The following is an 18,085-nucleotide window of genomic DNA, read 5'->3' on the forward strand; positions in this document are numbered from 1 at the left end:
CCATGCCTTTCGACGTGAAGGACATCCTCCGGCAACTGGACGCGGGCTTCTCGCACGAAGGCGGCGCGCCGCCCTGGTGGCAGGAGAGCTGGGAGGACCCGGAGGGGTTCGCCAACGCGCTCGCGGAGGCCCACGCGGGCCGGGGCGTGCCGCCGCCCAAGAGCCGCCCGGGCCAGCAATACGACTTCTTCCACGACCTGGTGGTGCGCCACGTCGCGCTGGAGCGCCCCGCCTTCCGCACCCACGCGCGCATCCAGGGCTGGCAGAACCTGGGCTACCGCGCCCTGCACGACCAGGCCTCGCGCCGCGCCAGCGAATGGGCGGAGCAGGGCGTGGAGCCGGGCATGAAGGTGTGCCTGGTATACGGCGTGGGCCAGGAGCTGCTCGTGTCGCTCATGGCCACGCTCCAGTTGGGTGGCTGCTTCACGCTGCTGCCGCCGCTGGGCCCCCGCGCCATGGCCGCCCGGCTGGAGGCCCTGGCGCCGGACTTCATCGCCGCGGAGCCGCACCAGCTCCCCATCCTCCGGGGCCACGAGAAGCTCCTGCTCCAGAGCCGGGGAGGGGGCTCTCCCGGCTTCAGCTCGCACACGTACAAGCCCGGGGACGTGGTGGGGCTCATCTTCTCCCCGCTGGTGGATCCGCCGCACACCCCCGTGCCGCTCACCGCCGGGGACGCCTGGAAGGGCGCGCTCGGCGACGGGCTGCTCACCTTCGGGCTCGCGCCGGGAGAGGTGCTCGCGGCGCCGGACTTCCCGGTGCTCCAGCACCTGCCGGCCCTGCTCTTCGCCACGCTGCTCCGGGGGGCCACGTACCTGCACCTGGACATGGCGGACCTGGAGCAGAACCCGGCGCCCCTCCTGGAGCAGCCGCTGCGCTCCCTGGGCGTCACGCCGCGCCTGCGCGACCTGCTGCTCAAGCACCGCACCGGCGCGATGCGCAACGTGCTGCACTGGTTCCGCAACCCGGAGGAGCCCTACGACGCCCAGGCGTGGCGCGCGTGGGTGAAGCAGTGCGGCCTCCAGGCGGTGCCCTCGTCCAACGTCCTCATCGACGCGGCGGCCGGCGGCGCGGTGCTCGTGTCGTCGCGCGGGGTGAATGATCCGCACGCGGACGTGCACACGGACGTCTTCCCCGTGCCGGGCCGCGCCTGGACGCTGAAGGATCCGAACCTGAGCGGGCAGGGCGCCCCGACGGACGTGGGCGTCTTCACGCTCCTGCCCGACAAGGGCCGTCCCCCCGGCCACGTCCTGCTCGCGCGGATCCGCTCGCGCTACCACTACGGCGGCACGCTGGGCTTCCGGCACGACGGCCGCGCCTACCCGGCGAAGGAGGTCACCGCCGCGCTGGAGGGCGTGAGCTTCCTCGTGGGCACCAGCGTGGTGCCCGTCTCCACCGGAGGGCTCGCCAGCCATGCGCGCTTCGTCCTCCTGGCGTTCACCGGCCACGAGCCCGCTCCCCCGGAGGGCGAGCAGGAGATCAAGCGTCGCATCGAGATGCTCCTCGGCGGGGACTTCCTCCCGGACCGGATCGCGTTCTTTCCGCTCTTTCCACACCGCAAGAAGGGCGCCGTCGACGACGCGTGGTGCGCCTCGCAGTTCTTCACCGGCGCGCTGCACCGCAAGTCCACGGATCCAATGTTCCAGGCCCTCACCGCCCTGCGCGGACGGCTGCTGGAAAGCGCGGGCAACCCGGGCGAAGATGGCCCGTCGTCAACGAGCTGAAAGGGGCAGGACATGGGTGTCCAGGTCGTGATGGGAGCGATGCTGCAATGCAGCTTCGGGGTGGCTCCCTCATCGTTGATGGTGCTCCCGGCGAACAAGGTGCTGGCGACGACCCCCGCGGCGAACATCATGGACAACAAGCCGTTCATGAACGTGCTACCTTTCGGCATGTGCTCGTCCATGGCGAACCCCATGGTGGCGGCAGCCACCGCGGCGGCCCTGGGCGTCCTCACCCCCATGCCCTGCATCCCCGCGACCGCGGCGCCCTGGGTGCCCGGCTGCCCCAAGGTGCTCATCGGCAACATGCCGGCGCTGGAGAGCAACTCCAAACTCATGTGCAGCTACGGCGGCGTCATCCAGGTCGTCTCCCCCGGGCAGATGGTGGCCATCGATGGGTGACGCGGCGCTGGCCATTGAAGCCGTCGACTTCTCGCTGCTCGACGCCCCGTTCACCGGCACGCCCGTGCCCATCGACGAGGCGGAGGGGCCGGATCCGCGCCTGGAGGCCATCACCGGCCTGGTCGCCAAGGGCTCCTACGCGGAGGCGGCCCGCGCGGCCGAAGCGCTGCTGCGCGGGGGCGTGCGCGACGTGCGCCTGCTGGGGCCGTACCTCTTCGGCCACTTCGTGTCGGACGGCATGAAGGCGCTGCCCGTGCTCTTCCGCTCCCTGTCGCTGAGCCTCACGGAGAACTGGGACCACTTCGGCCCGGCGGGCAAGAAGCCCATCTTCCTGGACACCGGCCTGCGCTGGTTGCTCAAGATGATGAGCAAGACCCTGGAGCACCACACGCGCCTCAAGGACGCGCAGTGGCAGGCGTGGAACGCCGCCGGCAACCGCGAGCCCATGGAAGAGGCCCTGCGGATGGGCGACCCGCTCATCGCCACGCTCTCCGCGCTGCCGAAGAACGCGAGCGCGGACGCCTTCCGCACGCTGCTGGGCAACCTGCGCTCCCACGCCCAGGGCGTGCCGTACCTGCCCCCGCCCGAGGACCCCCAGGCCCAGGTCCAGCCGCTCGCCCTGGCCCCGGACGAGGACGACGACGACGAGGATGCCGGCGACGACGAGGAGGAGGCCCGCCCCACCCGGGCCCGCCGCGCCGCCGCCCCGGACGCGGACGCGGGACCGACCGTGCCCATGTCGCCCGCGCTCGCGCAGCTGGTGCGCAAGCTGTCCGCCTTCGAAGCGCTGGTGGCGCGCGAGGACTTCGTCAAGGCGAGCGTCATCGCCGTGGACGTGCTGGCCACCGTGGAGCGCTTTGATCCGCGCGTCTACCTGCCCATGCTCTTCTCCGGCTTCTTCAACGGCCTGAGCCAGCACGCGGACGCCATCGAACCGATGCTGCACGGCACGGAGTCCCTGGGCTTCCGTGCCCTGGATCAGCTCTACCGCGTGGACCTGGACGCGTTCCTCGTCGCCCCGCAGCGCCAGCCCCGCGGCTCCGGATACGAGGAATAGCGCCTGGTCCCCCCCTTGGAAGCGGAGCGCGAGCAGCCGGGCCGCAAGCTCACCGTCGAGGAGCGCATCAGCGAGCGCATCCGCAGCTTCGACGTGCCGGCCCTGTTGGATCTGCTCGCCAAGGAGGGCTACGGCGACGCGGAGGTGGAGTTCCGCAGCCACCGCAGCACCCTGCACCAGCAGCACCTGGTGCACGCCATCGAGTTCACCCGCCAGCCGCGCAAGCGCGTGGTCATCACCGTCAACCTGGGCCTGCTCAGCGTCCAGACGCCGCTGCCGTCCTTCCTCTTCCAGGCCATGGACCGGCTGGAACACGACGCGATGGCGGACTTCCTGGGTTACTTCGACCACCTGCTGCTGCGGACGCGCTTCGCGGGTCAGTTCCCGGATCGCGACGAGTCCCTGCTGCCCGGCTGGGAGCACTCCACCTTCCACCGCCTGCGCCTGTTGCGGCTCGCGTGCCCCAGCAGCCTGCACTGGCTCTTCGCCAAGGTGTTCCCGGAAGCGGAGGTGGTGGTGCGCCGCGAGACGCGCCGCCAGCGCATCGAATCCAAGGGCATCCGCCTGGGCGCCGCAGCGCTCGGGGACGGCAGCGCGGTGGGCGGCTTCGCCACCGTGCCGACGGGCGGCGTGGAGGTGCGGCTGTACCTCGACGAGCCCCACTCCGGCGCCGGCATCCCCTGGGCCGTGGAGGCCCGACGGCGCCTCAACACCCGCATCTTCCCCAGCCTGGCGGAGACCCCGCTGGCGCTCGCCGTCATCCTCGCGCTTCGTGATCAGTCCAGCCACGCGAAGCTTCAGAAGGGCAGTCACCTGGGTTACGAACCGTTGGTTGGCGGTCCGGAACAGACCCAGGAGGTCCTCCTGTTTTCGGGGGACACCGCTCAATTGCGATCAGCTGAATCCCGCTAGACCTGTGATGTCGCTTGGTTGACTCGATTTCCTGATCGCGCCTACGCTGTAAATGTTCACAGGCAGGGCGCACTCCCGGGGCGGCTCCATCAGGACGGGGGGAATCAGCGCACTGCGAATGTCAGGGAGTCACCGTGGCCATTCAGGACCAGCTTCCCAAATCCCGCATCACCCTCACGTACCGCACCACCATCAACGGAGAGCAGGAGACGGTGAACCTGCCGTTGCGCCTGCTGGTGATGGGGGACTTCTCGCTGGGGTCCTCGGAAGACCGCAAGAGCGACCTGGAGACGCGCCGCCTGCGCTCCATCGACGGGCGCAACCTGGACGAGCTGATGAAGGACATGAAGATGTCCGCCAGCTTCCAGGTCCCCAACCGCATCAACCCGGACGTGGAGTCGGAGCTCAACGTCACGCTCCCCATCGACCGGATGAAGTCCTTCCACCCGGACGAGGTCGTCAAGCACGTCCCGAAGCTCAAGGCGCTGCTGCTGCTCAAGACGCTCCTGGTGGAGATGCAGTCGAACATCGACAACCGCAAGGACCTGCGCCGCGAACTCTACGAGCTGTTCTCCAAGCCGGAGGCGCTCAAGGAGCTGCTCAACGAGCTGAAGGGCTACGAGAGCATGCGCCTGCCCGCCGGTGAGGCCGCCGCCGCCACCACGACGCCCGCCGCCGCGCCTGCCGCGGGCAAGCCCACGGGGGCCGCCGCCGCGACCGCCGCCGTCGCCGCCACCGTCGCCGCCGGGGCCAAGCCTCCGGCCGCGTCCTGATCCTCCTTCCCCCCTTCGACTTCTAAAAGGACTCCGCCATGGCCGAGACCACCTACCTGAAGCGCCTGTTCACCAGCGTTCGCCTGGATCCGCCCCAGTCGTCCGAGCCGATGATCCTCAGCAACTTCGGCGCCGTCGTCGACGAGCAGCAGGTCACCCTGGAGAGCCGGTTCCTCTCCAGCGTCGCCGCGCTGCTCCAGAACGTCGCGCCGGTGGAAGGACCGGACAACACCGCCCGCTTCGACAAGGGCCAGGTGCTGGACGTCATCAGCCGCATCGACCGCATGATCGACGCGCAGATGAACGAGATCCTCCACAACGAGACCTTCCAGAAGATGGAGTCGTCGTGGCGTGGCCTGGAGGATCTGGTCAACCACACCAACTTCAAGGCCAACATCGCCATCGACGTGCTGGACGTGGCGAAGGAGGAGCTGGCGGAGGACTTCGAGAACAACTCCAGCAACATCTTCGCCGGTGCGCTCTTCGACAAGGTCTACATCCAGGAGTACGACCAGTACGGCGGCCGTCCCTTCGGCGCCATCGTCGGCCTCTACGACTTCTCCTCCACGCCCGCGGACCTGACGTGGCTGCAGCGCATGGCGAAGGTGTCCAACGCGGCGCACGCCCCGTTCATCTCCGCCGTCAGCCACACGTTCTTCGGCTGTGAGACCATCGAGGAGATGGAGGCCATCAAGAACCTGGAGGGCGTGCTCGCGCACCCCCGGTTCGGCCGCTGGAACGCGTTCCGTGAGACGGAGGAGGCCGCCTACGTGGGCCTGACCTTCCCGCGCTACGTGCTGCGCCTGCCCTGGCACCCGGACAAGAACCCCTGCGACGTCCTCAACTTCACGGAGACGGCGCGCGGCGAGTCGGAGAAGTACCTCTGGGGCAACTCCGCCATCCTGCTCGCGCGCAACATGGTGAAGGCGTTCGAGATCTCCGGCTGGTGCCAGTCCATCCGCGGCCCCAAGGGCGGCGGCCTCATCTCCGGCCTCCCGGTGGACACGTTCTCCCTGCGCGGCCAGGACGAGATCAAGGCCCCCGTGGAGATCGCCATCCCGGACTACCGCGAGTACGAGTTCGCGCGCTCGGGCTTCATCCCGCTCGTGTACCGGAAGGGCTCCAGCGACGCGACGTTCTTCAGCACCCAGTCCGCCAAGGTCGCCAAGACGTTCAAGGACCCCAAGGACTCGGAGAACTCGCAGCTCGTCACGAACCTGGCCTACACGTTCTCCATCACGCGGCTGGCGCACTACGTGAAGTGCATCATGCGCGACAACATCGGCAACACGGCCGACGCGGACTACATCCAGCGCCAGCTGGACTCCTGGTTGTCCAACTACGTCACCACCGTGGCGAACCCGGACGACCTCACCGTGCGCCGCTTCCCCTTCAAGGCGAGCAGCGTCGTCGTGTACCCGCGTCCCGGCGAAATCGGCTGGTACGACTGCAAGCTGGCGGTGCTGCCGCACATCCAGTTCGAAGGCCTCAACGTGGAGCTGATGCTCGAGTCGCGGCTCGGTTAAGCCGCACCCCCATTGGGCAGGTGAGAGCCTGCCCTTCACCCTGGAGTGACAGATGCCCCAGTTTTCGCGCAACCTGGACGTGTATCAGGGCTTCAACTTCAAGAAGGACAAGCAGACCCCGGTTGGCTACATCACCGCGCTCACCATCGGTGGCGTGGCGCTGAAGGCGGACCAGGAGACCATCAAGGATCCTGAGAACCCGGACGCGGCCATCGCGGACAAGGTCGTCGCGGTGCTCAACCACTACCTGTGGGACACGGGCGTGACGGACGCCATGTACTTCTCCGGGCAGGTGTCCGTGGCCAACAAGCAGGCCGTGGCGGAGATGCTGCTGGGCAAGTTCAGCAACATCGAGGTCGTCATCAAGTACGTCGTCTACGAGTACGACCCGCTCGGCAAGAAGTACTTCAAGTCGAACTTCCTCGACGCGGAGATCAAGGGCCTGCTGGAGAAGAACGGCGATGAGCTGAACATGGCCGTCGCGGACAACGAGTCCCGCGAAGTGCAGTCGCCCAAGAACTACACGTTCACCCTGGGCGTGAAGCCGCAGGCGCTGGAGCAGTCGCTGAACCTGGCCACCTCTTCGACGAAGAAGTTGGCCAAGAAGTGGGGCGTCACGGAGACGGCCAGCTAGCATCCCGTACCGGTAACAAGTCGCGCCCGGGCCGGGAGCACCCTCGCTCCCGGCCTTGCTGGCGCGAAAGAAGAGAACGAGGCACATGCAGCGGTACAAGCTCGCACGGGTCCGCTGGCACGTGGGCCAGACCCTCCTCCCCGAGCACTTCATCGCGCAAGAGGATGCGGTGGACGCCGAGATCCGGCTCCACGCGACACTGTCCGGCCTGCCGTCCCACGGCGTCGCGTACCTGGCCTGGAACGAGTCGCTCCTGCTGGGCGGCAGCCTGTCCATCTCCGCGCTCACCGTCGTCACCAAGACGGGGGAGCTGCTGGACGTGCCCGGCAACGCCGTCATCGCCCCCCTGGCCCTGGACGCCATCGGCAAGTCGGAGTTCATCATCTACCTGCACGTGCTGAAGGAGACCGTCAGCGCGGAGGGCATCCGCCTGTACGCGGATGATCCGCCGGTGCTCCAGCGCGTGCTCAACAAGCTTCAGCTGTCGTCGGAGCCGGTGATGGACGGCGCCGTGGCGTCCTTCGGGCTGGCCGCCGTTTCGCAGGACGAGGACGGCGCGTGGCGCACGTCGCCGGACTGGGTGCCCGCGCTGCTGCTCGTGGGGCCCAACCCCTTCCTGGAGACGCTGCTCACGTCGCTGGACGACCTGTTGGACCAGGTGCGCCAGCAGCTGCTCACGCACATCTCGGACACGTACCTGCGCACGGACCGGCTCACCAACGCGCGCCGGGCGCTCTTCGAAGTCCACCACCTGCTCGCCCTGCGCAAGGACATGTTCCGGCAGGTGTACGTGCACCCGTACCACCTGTTCGACGGGCTGCGCCGGCTGTACTTCGAGGCGTGCTGCTACCTGGAGATGCTCCCGGATGACCAGATGCCGGTGTACCAGCACGAGGAACTGGCCACGGGCCTGGGCGGGTGGATCCGCCTGCTCACGCGCAGCTTCCAGCCAGAGGCCACGCGCTCCACGCACAAGGCCTTCCAGGTGAAGGACGGCCAGTACGTCTGCTCTCCGCTGCCGCCGGAGGTGAGCGCCGCCAGTGAAGCGTACCTGCTCGTGCAGCGCACCAGGCCCGGGGAGCGCACGCCCATGGACGGCGTGAAGCTGGCCAGCCCCTCGCGGCTGCCGCTGGTGCGCCGCCAGGCGCTGAAGGGCGTGCCCTACACCCACGTGCCGTACCCGTCGTTCCCGCACGCGCTGGGGCCCGAAATCGACTGGTACCTGCTGGGCAAGGGCGAGGAGTGGCAGCACTCGCTGCGCGAGGACGGGGTGGCCTTCTACGTGACGCCCGCGCTCAAGGGCGCCCAGACGTCGCTGTTCTGGCGGAGGAGCTGACGCCATGGCGCGCGCGCCCTTCCTGGACAAGTTCGCGGCCCGCTCCCAGCGGCCCAACGTCCGGGACAGCCTGGAGCACGTGATGCGCAACATCGAAGCCGTGCTCAACACGAAGAAGGGCTACGGCTTCTTCATGCACGACTTCGGCCTGGGCGGGTACACGGAGAAGCTGGGCACGCGCGAGCTGGTGGAGGCGCTCACCGCTGAAATCCAGCAGGAGATCACCCAGCACGAGCCCCGGCTGGTGGGCCCGGAGGTGAAGCTGCGCGGCCGCGACAGCGGGCTGTGGCTGCACTTCGACTGCAAGGGCGCCTTCGACGACGTACCCTGCCACCTGCGGCTGGTGTTCCACACCGTCACCGGCCAGGTGCGCGTGCACGCGGAGGACACCTGATGGCGCCCCACGCCGAGCGGCTGGACCTGACGCTCACGCTCACCATCGCGGGCAAGGCGCACGCCATCGCCTCGGCGGACGTGCTCGCCTTCGAGCTGGACCTGCACGGGTGGGGGCACGAGGGGAGGGTGGAGTTCCGCGTCCTCGACGAGACGGCGCACGGCGGCCAGAAGAAGGACAAGCTGCTGGCGGACTTCCTCAAGCCGGACCTGGTGGAGGTGGCGCTGGAGCTCAAGGCGGTGCACTCCGACACGGCGACGAAGCCGACCTTCACCTCCCTCAAGGTGAAGGGGCTGGGGCTGGACAAGGCCCTCACGGAGGAGACCGTCGCCCAGGTGAAGGGCGCGGGCATCACCTACCGGCACTACACGCTGCGCTTCGTGGATCCCGCCCGGCTGCTGTGGACACAGCACTTCCCGTGCGCGCTCTACACGCAGAAGACCCTGCAGGACGTGCTGGACGCGCACAAGGGCGACAAGATCGCCCTGGCCAACGACTGGGACGCCCAACTGGGGGTCACCTGCCCGTTGATCTTCCTGGGCCTGTCCCCGGAGTCCGGCGCCAGCTTCTACGACTTCGTCGTGGCGTTCGTGCACGCGCGCAACGGCGTGCTCGCGTACGACTACACCGCGCAGAACTACCAGCTCCGCGCGGCGAAGGCCGCCACCGGCACGCCGCTGGAGCTGCGCTCACAGGACGTGGACGCGGTGACGGTGGTGTTCCCGGAGGTGGCGCGCCACGACGTGGCCATCCTCAACGCCGCCGCGGAGAGCCCGAAGAACCAGGCCATCACCAACGCGCAGGCCGTCACCGGCGTCCGCCAGGACGTGCTCCTGCGCACGGACATCGCCAATGACGTGCAGCAGCGGGTGACGCTGGAGACGGCGCGCCTCAAGGTGCGCGGGCTGGAGGTGGACCTCTCCTGGAACCGCTTCCCCACGGTGGCGTTCGCCCCCGGCGCGCTGGTGAAGCTGCCCAAGACGGCCGGGTGGGTGGCATCAGGCGTGCCCGGCACGGACACCTTCCGGGTGCGCCGGATGACGCTCCGCGCGGAGCCGCTGCCGCCCGAGGACCTGGAAGCCGACGGGGAAGGGGAGGCGCGCCGGCCCTCGCCGGAGAGCCGCTACCTGCTCACGCTCACCACGCGGCTGGAGCGCAAGGACGAGCTGCATGTGGACCTGCCGGCCTTCACGCCGCCGGTGTATCCGCGCTTCGTCGAAGGGCTCATCGTCAGTGAGGTGGGCGAGACGAAGGACGAGACGTGGCAGGCGTACACCGACAGCGCCACGTCCCTGGACGGCTACAAGGTGAAGATGCCGCTCTTCGCCAACCAGATCATCCAGGTGCCCTTCAACGCGAACCTGCTGCCCGGGCACTTCTACTTCCCGGCCTACAAGGGCGCGCGGGTGCTGGTGGCGCTGGACTTCCAGCGCGCGTGGCTCAAGCGCTACCTGGACTGGCGCGCGGGCGCTCGGCTGCCGTCGGACGGGCAGGGCGTGCACCTGCTCGTGGGCAAGACGACGGAGAATGGCACGTCCATGCGCCACTTCTACGACGACAACAAGCCGCTGTTCCGGCTCCAGCGCACCCACGACACGGACACGGAGAAGATCGAGCTGAAGGAAGGCACGCTGCTCATCCTGGTGAAGGAAGAACCCGCGTGAGCGCGGGTTCGGACGGAGAGGACTGATGGGAACGCTGGTTTGCAAGATCGAGCTGGACAAGGTGAAGGGCATCACCGTCCAGGTCGACAACGCGGACGATCAAATCACCCAGACCGTGGTGATGGACGGCACCAGCATCACCATCACCGTGAAGGGCCCCCAGGAGACGAGCACCTACGTGCAGAAGCAGGACAGCATCGTCGTCACGGTGAAGGACCTGACCTTCGACACGGACACCCTCACCATGAAGTCCAAGGGCGTGTCGCAGTGGACCAGCCAGGACACGCTCACGGTGAAGAGCACGAAGGACATGACCCTCAACACCAGCGCGAAGCTGACCCAGACGGCCACCAGCGACGCGAAGCTGTCCTCCAGCGCCAACGTGAACATCGAGGCGACGTCCAAGCTGGCCATGAAGGGCAACATGGGCGCGGAGATGGTGACGTCCGGCGGCGAGGCGAAGGTGGACGGCGTGACGCTGAAGCTCGCCGGCAAGACGACCGCGGAGATGTCCGGGGCGATGACGAAGGTGACCGCCACCGGGAAGCTCGACCTGGAGGCCAGCGGCATGGCCAACCTCAAGGGCTCCATCACCAGCGTGGGCGGCGCGCTGGTGAAGCTGGGCTGACGCGATGCACGGAATCCTCTTTGACTGACGGACGGCGGGAGAGCGGGCGGTGAAGGACTTTTCAGAGAAGATCTACCTCGACTTCCTGTCGGAGCTGGACGGGCTGGAGCGCTTCCGGCAGCGCTTCCAGGAGCGACACCCCGCCGCCCCGTTGGACCGCGAAGACCCGGACGTGCGCCGCCTCATCGAGGCGATGGCGTTCTTCTCCGTGCAGACGCGGCACGCCACGCTGCACAACCTGCGCTCCACCTGGCGGAGGCTCTTCGCGGGCTTCTTCGACTTCCTGCTGGAGCCCGTGCCCGCCGCCGCCATGGCGCAGGCCGTGCCCACGGAGAAGATGGTGGAGCCGGTGCTGCTCACCCGGGGCACGGAGCTGCGCCTGACGCCCGCCGAAGGGGTGGCCGGCTCCTTCCGCCTCCAGCGCGACCTGCGCGTGCTGCCCATCTTCCTGAAGGGCACGGACGTGGTGCCCCAGGTGCGCAGCGGCCACCGGCTCATCCTGCGCTTCGAGTCCCGCTTCGCGCGCAAGGACGCCATCGACGTGCTCAGCCTGCACGTGCGGCACCTGGACGAGTACCGCTCGTCGCTGGCCGTCTTCCACGCGCTGCGCAAGCACCTGAAGCAGATCAGCGTCGTGTACGACGAGTCCGCGGACGAGCACTCGGTGGGCAGCCCCTGCGAGGTGTCCTTCAACCGCGATCCGCCCGCGCCGGACGACGGGACCGTCTACGCGCACCCGTTCCAGCGCCTGCGCGCCTTCTTCCAGTTCCCGGAGCAGCAGCTGTTCCTGCACGTCAAGGTGCCGCCGCCGCGCGGCAGCTCCTGGATGAAGTTCTGCCTCTGCCTGGACCTGGACAAGGACTGGACGGTGGGCAAGTCGCTGCACCCGGACTTCTTCCAACTCTTCACCGTGCCGGTGGTGAACCTCAAGGCGGAGCCCGCGCAGGTCGTCGTCGCGGACGGCACGCGGGCGGAGCACCCCATCCTGAGCATGAGCGCGGGGCGCGAGTTCAGCCTGCACTCGGTGACGGGCGTCTTCGAGATGACCAAGGCGGGGCTGTCTCCGCTGCGCCCGGCCTTCCTGCCCGGCAAGGGGCCCAGCTACGAGGTGGACGAGACCTTCGATGAGAAGCTCACGTCCCGGCAGAGCCTCATCGTGCGCATGCCGGAGGCGTTCACCGCGCCCCGGAAGATCGTCCTGGAGGCGCTGTGGCACCAGCCGCAGTTCTCGTCGCAGGCGGCGGGCAGGGTGGAGGTGTCGGTGCCGGGCCGGCACATCGAGGGCTTGAAATGGCAGACGGTGGGCAGCCTGCAACCCCACCGCGACAGCGTGCTACGGGATGACGTGGAGGCCCTGACGCAGTTCCTCGCGTGGAAGGCGAAGGCGACGCTGGGTCGGGATGAAGTGGTCGCCCTGTTGGGTCACCTGGGCACCCCGGCGGAGAGCCCGTTCCGCCGCGTCCTTCCCTGGCTCAAGGAGTTGAAGTTCAGTGTGGTCCCCGACAGCGCCATGAAGGGCTCCGGGATCCGCCACGCCTACGAGGCCGTCATGGAGCCGTTCGACTTGAGCTTCGAGCCTGTCGTCATCTGCTTTCTTGAGCAGCTGCGGGACCTGCTGGATGCTTGGAACAATGAGGCCTCGGTGGAACTGCGAGCCTCCGTGGCGGGACTGGGGCCGCTGCAGCTTCCAACGTAGCGCTCGAACATCATGAAACTGGAGCATTGGAATTTCCTCCTGGCCGCACAGCGACGCGTGCGCCAGCTCCTCGACCGGGCCCTGCCCGCCGAGCCCGCCCCTGGCGCGCGCCGTCCGCAGGGCAGGGTGGGGCAGGAGGCGCTGGATCACCTGGAGCAGGCGCTGCTCGTGGAGCTGGAGAAGCTGCGCGCGGCCTTCGGGGAGGACCTGCGCCCGGACGAGGTGGAGGATCTGATCCGCCCCTTCGTGTACTTCCTGGATGAATGGGTGCTGCGCCGGCTGTCGGATGCGGAGCAACAGCTCTGGCCGCTCCTGCAGCAGAACCTGTTCCAGGTCGACTCGGGTGGCGACCTCTTCTACGACTTCGTGGAAGAGAAGTTGCGTCGCAATGAGACGCCGCCCATCGTCTTCGAGATGATCCGTTTCTGCCTCGCCGCGGGATTCACCGGACGCCTGGTGGGGCAGCCTGAGCGGATCCGCGACTTCTCGAATCGCATCTCCGAGCGCATCCCCCAGCCCGCATCGCTGATGCAGCCCGCGCCCGTGGTGCCGCTGGGGCCGCCCACCGTCTATGACTTCCCGGTGCGCTACTACGCCGTGACGGCCGCCATCGTGCTGGGGCTCCCCGTCCTCCTGTGGTGGGCGTCCAATTGAAGCCCATCGTGCTCCGCGCGCCCGTCGCCCCCGTGGAGGCGCCCGGCATGTCCCGTCGCCCGGGGGCTCCGCCCGCGTCCCCCGCGCCGAAGCCGCTGACGCTCCTGACGGCGCTGGAGCAGCGGGTGGAGGAGGCGCTGGGCCCCCTGCGCGAGGGCGCGCAGCCGCTGCTGGATGACGTGCGCCAGGCGCTGGTCGCGTTGGATCCGCCCGGGGACATGATGCTGCCGTCGCCCCAGGAGCAGCAGAAGCTTCGCGCGAAGGTGACCGCCACCCTGGAGGAGGCGGAAGACGTGCTGGAGGCGCTGCAACTGGGCGCCCGCTCCGGCGGACGGGGAAGCGACTGACCGTGGGAGTGATCCAGTCCATCCTGGCGGCGCTGAAGGCCCACTGGGTGCTCGTGTTGGGCATCCTGGTGGTGCTGGGCGCCATCGGCGTGGGCGCGTGGTACTGGTGGCGCAAGCGGCGGGAGCCGGCGGCGCTCGCGGGAGGGCAGAAGCCGCTGACGTCGTGGCAGCTGCTGGCCATCCGGACCCGGTTCCTGCGCAGGCTGCCCTGGCGCTACCGCGCGTCCGTGCGGGACTTCCCCACGCTGGTGGTGCTGGGGCCCGCGGGCAGCGGCAAGTCGGAGCTCATCAGCGCGGAGGTGGACTGGAAGCGGCAGAAGCACCAGTTCATGCCCAGCCTCCCGGACGAACCGCTGGTCCAGATGTACCTGGGCCCGGACGTCGTGGTGCAGGAGGTGGCCGCGCCCGTGCTGGAGGACGACTCCCGCCACGCCCGCGCCGCGCTCCGGCGCCTGTGGAAGGCCAGCTTCGGCCGCCGGCACGTGGGGCGGGTCGCCATCGTGCTGGACGTGAGATGGCTGCTGGACAAGTCACCGGACGAGGTGAAGCGCGTCACCCAGCTCCTGCGCGGCAAGGTGAACCTGCTGGCGGAGGTGTGCCAGGCGTCCGTGGAGACGCGGCTGTCGCTCACGCACATGGACTCGCTGGTGGGCTTCACGGACTTCGCGCAGCTGCTGCGCAAGCACGGCGTGCCGCTGGAGCTGACCGTGCCTCCGCCGGGGAGGGAAGGGGAACTGGCGAACGCGCTCCAGCCGCTGGAGAAGTACCTGGCGCTGGGCCTCACCACGCTGTCGCCGGAGGCCTTCGAGCGGCTGGCGTCGTTCTACTCGCGCGGCGGCGAGGCGTTCGCGGTGCTCGCGCGCTTCGTGTCCACGCTGGTGGAGAGCGGCTCGCTGGTGTTCCCGCTGAAGCTGGAGCGCGTGTACCTGTCGTCCCGCACGAAGGACGAGCGGGCGGCGGGCGCGCTGGCGGTGCACTCGGATCAGCCGGCGGATGAGCGGATCGCGCGCTACCGCTGGACGCACCTGCGCCGGTGCGCGGTCATCGTCGCGGTGGGGTGCCTGCCCGTCATCCTGGCGTATGCGCACTTCTACCGGCTGCTGCTGCGCGCGCAGGACAAGCTGGACGCGTTCCAGGTCACCGTGCAGCGGCTGGAGGAGCGCAACCAGAGCGTCTCCGGCTCCGTTGTGGAGGGGCAGACCACCGAAGCGGTGAAGGCGATGGAGGCCCTCTGGGGTGCCACGCGCTACTGGCCGCCCCTGGCCCACAGCTTCACGGACGAGTGGGAGGAGCTGCGGGCCCGGCTCGCGCGCAGCATCCGGATGTCCTACCTCAAGCCGATGCTGGAGCGGTGCCAGGAGCAGTGCCGGCGGTGCTCCGGACGGGTCCCCGGCTGCCAGCCGGCGCCGGCCTTCAACACCCGCTCGACGCGCGCCACGCCCCTGGCGGCCTCCGCGGAGAACGAGTCCTGCCACCAGGAGACGCTGTGCCGTCCCGAGCAGGCGCTGTACACGCTCGGCATCCTCTACGCGTCGCGCAACGAGGGCCTGGGCCGCTTCGTGCTGCGCAGCGTGCGCGGCGCGCACAAGAAGCAGCTCGACTGGACGGCGGAGGCCTACGGGCTGAGCCTGAACGGCGGGGAGCCGGAGACGAGCTGGCTGGAGGCCATGGGGCTGGCGGAGCCGATGATCGCCAGCTACGTCATCGCCAGCGACAAGCCCTTCGACGAGAACGTCCCCTGGACGCGCTGGCCCTACGTGTGGCTGACGATGGACGGCCTGCTGGGGCCCTGGCGCGAGCACTTCATGAACCTCCAGGCGGTCCTGGAGGCCAAGGACCTGGACCTGCCCCGCTGGTACGCGCTGCGCGACGAGCGGGAGCACCTGCGGGCCTCGCTGGAGCGGAGCGCGCCGTTCAGCAACGCCCGGCAGGTGATGGACCTCATCAACGCGTCCGACGCGGAGCCGGACGCCAGCCAGTTGAAGGGCGTGGGCAACCTGCTGGACTCGCTGGACTGGATGCGCCTGAACCGCCAGACGCTGGAGGCCATCCTGCACATGGAGGACGAAGCGGACGCCGCGCTGCGCGCCGCCGAGCGGATGACCCCCGCGGAGCTGCTGACGCGCGCGGACGGCCTCTTCGCCCCCAGCGACGGTGACGCGCGCTACGCCGTGGAGGTGCTCAAGCGCGACTACGTGTTCCGCCCGGTGGACGTGTCGCGGCAGCTGCTGGACAAGGTCCTGCGCTCGCTGAAGGAGACGGGCCGCTCGCCGTTCATGGGCCGCCCCTTCAACCCCGGCGCGGGGGAGACCACGTCCGAGGTCGCCTCCGAGGGGGCAGGGGACGACGACACGGAGTTCGCCAGCGCGCAGGCCCCGGTGGTGGGCAAGGTGCTGGGCCGGGCCGCGTTCGACGCGCAGCTCAGCCCGCTGGTCGACGAATTCACCGAGCGGCTGGCCAAGTCCCGGCTGTCGCGCGAGGAGGCCGTGGAGCGCGCCACCTTCGTGCAGAACAAGGTGCAGACGTTCGCGAAGCGCTACGGCCAGGACCTGTACGCCAGCTACCGGGGCTACCGCTTCCGCACGTCCCGGGGCGCGCTGACCACCGACCTGGCCGCGCTGCTCCAGCCGTCGTCCGCGCTGGAGGCGATGCTGCGCGACGTGGCGGGCCGCGCCAGCGTGGGCCCCCTGGACAGCGAGTACTACGCGCCCATGCGCGACGCGGTGGCGCCCTTCAAGCCCATCGTGCAGCTGATGACGCCGGACAAGAGCGGCGCCCTCACGGAGCTGGCGGCCTACACCACGCTGGTGTCGCAGCTCCAGCAGGAGCTGTCCGGCGTGAAGCCCGCGGTGGTGAAGCCCGCCGCGCCCAAGGACCCCGCGGCGCCCGGAGCCGCGGGCGCGACGACGGCCGCGGGGGGCTCGCAGCTGGCGGAGATGCTGTCGCCGGTGGGGCGCGTGGCGCTGAGCATGTTGCTGGAGGAGGAGGACTCCTACCTGCGCCGGGTGGATGCGTGGCTGGACGCGCACGGCCTGGTGGGGGAGTTCCGGCTGCCCTTCCGCCAGCCCTTCGTCGTCGTGCGCAACCGGGGCCGCGCGGAGGTGGAGCGCGTCATCGCGGAGCAGTGGGCGTACCAGTCCCGGCGCACGCTGGAGCCGCTCGTGCGGCGCTACCCGTTCAACCCCAGCGCGTCGCAGGAAGTGGATCCGGTGGAGCTGGAGGTGCTGCGCCGCAAGGACGGGGCCTTCTGGCAGTTCGTCACCCAGGTGCTGTCGCCGGTGGTGGAGGAGCGCGGGACGGACTGGTCGCTGCGCTGGCCCCTGAAGTCCCGGCTGCTCCTGCCGCCGCGCATGCTGGCGGTGCTGGGGCAGATGGGCCGCCTGTCGCGGCTCTTGTGGGATGACGAGGGCAAGGTCCGGCCCATCAACATGCAGGTGCGGCCCCTGCCGCTGCCCTCGGCGCCCACGCCGGACAGCTTCGTGACGCTGTCCTACTTGAAGTGCGGTGGGGCGTCGTCGTTCGGGTTCAACCAGCGTCCGGCGTGGGGCGACTTCCCGCTGAGCTGGTGGAGCCCGCAGCCGTCGTCCATTGGCGTGGAGCTGCGCTCGCCGGCGCGCGAGGGCAAGCGCTACCGCTCCATGGAGATGTCCGAGTCGTCGTGGAACTGCTTCCGCCTCCTGGAGTCCGCCACGCTGACGGATCAGCAGAACGTGGTCTGGGTGCTGCCGGGGCGCGGGCTGGCGGCGAGCGAGCGGGTGCTGGAGATCAGCTTCGGGTTGCGTGGTGAGCCGTGGGCGCCATTCCGTGGGGTGGTGCCATGAAGGGCAGGGGCATTCGGTTGGCGGCGGGCGTCGTCGCGGCGGTGGTGGGCGGCAGCTGCGCGTCCCCCAGCCTGACGGTGAACATCAAGGCCCCGGCGGGCACCAACCAGGGCCGGCCGCTGTACATGCTCATCCGCACCGTGTCGAAGACGACGATGACGGAGGGCTACGCGGACGTCGCGGCCAAGGTCATCAGCCCGGACGACTCCGTGTTGCAGACGGTGGTCATCTACCCGAGCCGCACGAAGCAGGTGAAGATCCCCCTCCCGCCGGAGCAGGCCGTGGCGGTGAGCTTCCTGTTCACCACGCCCAACGGCGCCTGGCAGGCCCTGCTGGACGTGCCGGTGCCCAAGACGGTGGACATCGAGCTGCAGGAGAGCCGCATCCGCACGGACCTGCCCCGGCAGATGTCCACCCAGGAGTCCGCGCCGTCGGTGCCCGAAGTCCCGGAGGCGCCCAAGGCCCCCGCGCCCAAGACGCCCGAGCCTCCGACGTCGCTCGCCTCCCCCAAGTAGGGGAGGCC

16 protein-coding genes are annotated in these 18,085 nt (G+C 69.4%); all 16 read left to right on the forward strand.

Annotated elements, in window-relative coordinates; genetic code table 11:
• Positions 1-2 precede the first annotated feature (2 nt).
• The 16 genes from OV207_RS11395 to OV207_RS11470 all read left to right on the forward strand — a co-directional run bounded on the left by OV207_RS11395 (position 3) and on the right by OV207_RS11470 (position 18,077).
• A complete protein-coding gene (locus OV207_RS11395; protein ID WP_267554921.1) occupies positions 3-1,721 on the forward strand; it encodes a long-chain fatty acid--CoA ligase in 1,719 nt (572 codons plus the stop codon).
• 12 nt (positions 1,722-1,733) lie between these two features.
• Positions 1,734-2,120 carry a DUF4280 domain-containing protein gene (locus tag OV207_RS11400; RefSeq protein WP_193348877.1) on the forward strand — a complete coding sequence of 129 codons (387 nt, stop codon included), beginning with the start codon at positions 1,734-1,736 and terminating at the stop codon, positions 2,118-2,120.
• On the forward strand, positions 2,113-3,177 hold the full coding sequence (locus tag OV207_RS11405) for a type VI secretion system protein IglI family protein (protein WP_267554924.1): 1,065 nt from the start codon (positions 2,113-2,115) through the stop codon (positions 3,175-3,177). Before OV207_RS11400 ends, OV207_RS11405 begins: the two co-directional genes overlap by 8 nt.
• Positions 3,178-3,192: 15 nt before the next feature.
• Positions 3,193-4,089 (forward strand): hypothetical protein, encoded by an 897-nt coding sequence (locus OV207_RS11410; RefSeq protein WP_193348879.1) that lies wholly within the window; start codon positions 3,193-3,195, stop codon positions 4,087-4,089.
• Between the two features lie 134 nt (positions 4,090-4,223).
• The gene (gene tssB, locus OV207_RS11415; protein ID WP_193348880.1) at positions 4,224-4,862 is read left to right on the forward strand and encodes a type VI secretion system contractile sheath small subunit; all 639 of its coding nucleotides are present in this window, start codon (positions 4,224-4,226) and stop codon (positions 4,860-4,862) included.
• 38 nt (positions 4,863-4,900) lie between these two features.
• A complete protein-coding gene (tssC, locus tag OV207_RS11420; protein WP_193348881.1) occupies positions 4,901-6,388 on the forward strand; it encodes a type VI secretion system contractile sheath large subunit in 1,488 nt (495 codons plus the stop codon).
• 52 nt (positions 6,389-6,440) lie between these two features.
• On the forward strand, positions 6,441-7,022 hold the full coding sequence (locus OV207_RS11425; protein WP_193348882.1) for a hypothetical protein: 582 nt from the start codon (positions 6,441-6,443) through the stop codon (positions 7,020-7,022).
• Positions 7,023-7,107: 85 nt separating this feature from the next.
• Positions 7,108-8,358, forward strand: a complete 1,251-nt coding sequence (tssK, locus tag OV207_RS11430) for a type VI secretion system baseplate subunit TssK (RefSeq protein ID WP_193348883.1) — start codon at positions 7,108-7,110, stop codon at positions 8,356-8,358.
• Positions 8,359-8,362: 4 nt separating this feature from the next.
• Positions 8,363-8,752, forward strand: a complete 390-nt coding sequence (locus OV207_RS11435) for a GPW/gp25 family protein (RefSeq protein WP_267554929.1) — start codon at positions 8,363-8,365, stop codon at positions 8,750-8,752.
• Positions 8,752-10,416 (forward strand): hypothetical protein, encoded by a 1,665-nt coding sequence (locus OV207_RS11440; RefSeq protein ID WP_267554931.1) that lies wholly within the window; start codon positions 8,752-8,754, stop codon positions 10,414-10,416. Before OV207_RS11435 ends, OV207_RS11440 begins: the two co-directional genes overlap by 1 nt.
• Before the next feature lie 25 nt (positions 10,417-10,441).
• Positions 10,442-11,044, forward strand: a complete 603-nt coding sequence (locus OV207_RS11445; protein ID WP_267554932.1) for a hypothetical protein — start codon at positions 10,442-10,444, stop codon at positions 11,042-11,044.
• 49 nt (positions 11,045-11,093) lie between these two features.
• On the forward strand, positions 11,094-12,740 hold the full coding sequence (locus OV207_RS11450) for a type VI secretion system baseplate subunit TssF (protein ID WP_193348887.1): 1,647 nt from the start codon (positions 11,094-11,096) through the stop codon (positions 12,738-12,740).
• Positions 12,741-12,752: 12 nt separating this feature from the next.
• The gene (locus OV207_RS11455; protein WP_193348888.1) at positions 12,753-13,394 is read left to right on the forward strand and encodes a DotU family type IV/VI secretion system protein; all 642 of its coding nucleotides are present in this window, start codon (positions 12,753-12,755) and stop codon (positions 13,392-13,394) included.
• 47 nt (positions 13,395-13,441) lie between these two features.
• Positions 13,442-13,741, forward strand: coding sequence for a hypothetical protein (locus tag OV207_RS11460; RefSeq protein WP_267554934.1), 300 nt, complete (start codon positions 13,442-13,444; stop codon positions 13,739-13,741).
• Positions 13,742-13,743: 2 nt separating this feature from the next.
• Positions 13,744-17,562, forward strand: a complete 3,819-nt coding sequence (locus OV207_RS11465; RefSeq protein ID WP_267554935.1) for a type VI secretion IcmF C-terminal domain-containing protein — start codon at positions 13,744-13,746, stop codon at positions 17,560-17,562.
• Positions 17,559-18,077, forward strand: a complete 519-nt coding sequence (locus OV207_RS11470; RefSeq protein WP_267554936.1) for a hypothetical protein — start codon at positions 17,559-17,561, stop codon at positions 18,075-18,077. The genes OV207_RS11465 and OV207_RS11470 overlap by 4 nt, the downstream gene beginning before the upstream one ends.
• Positions 18,078-18,085: the final 8 nt, after the last annotated feature.

The organism is Corallococcus sp. BB11-1, from assembly GCF_026626625.1.
GTDB classification, from domain to species: Bacteria; Myxococcota; Myxococcia; order Myxococcales; family Myxococcaceae; genus Corallococcus; species Corallococcus soli.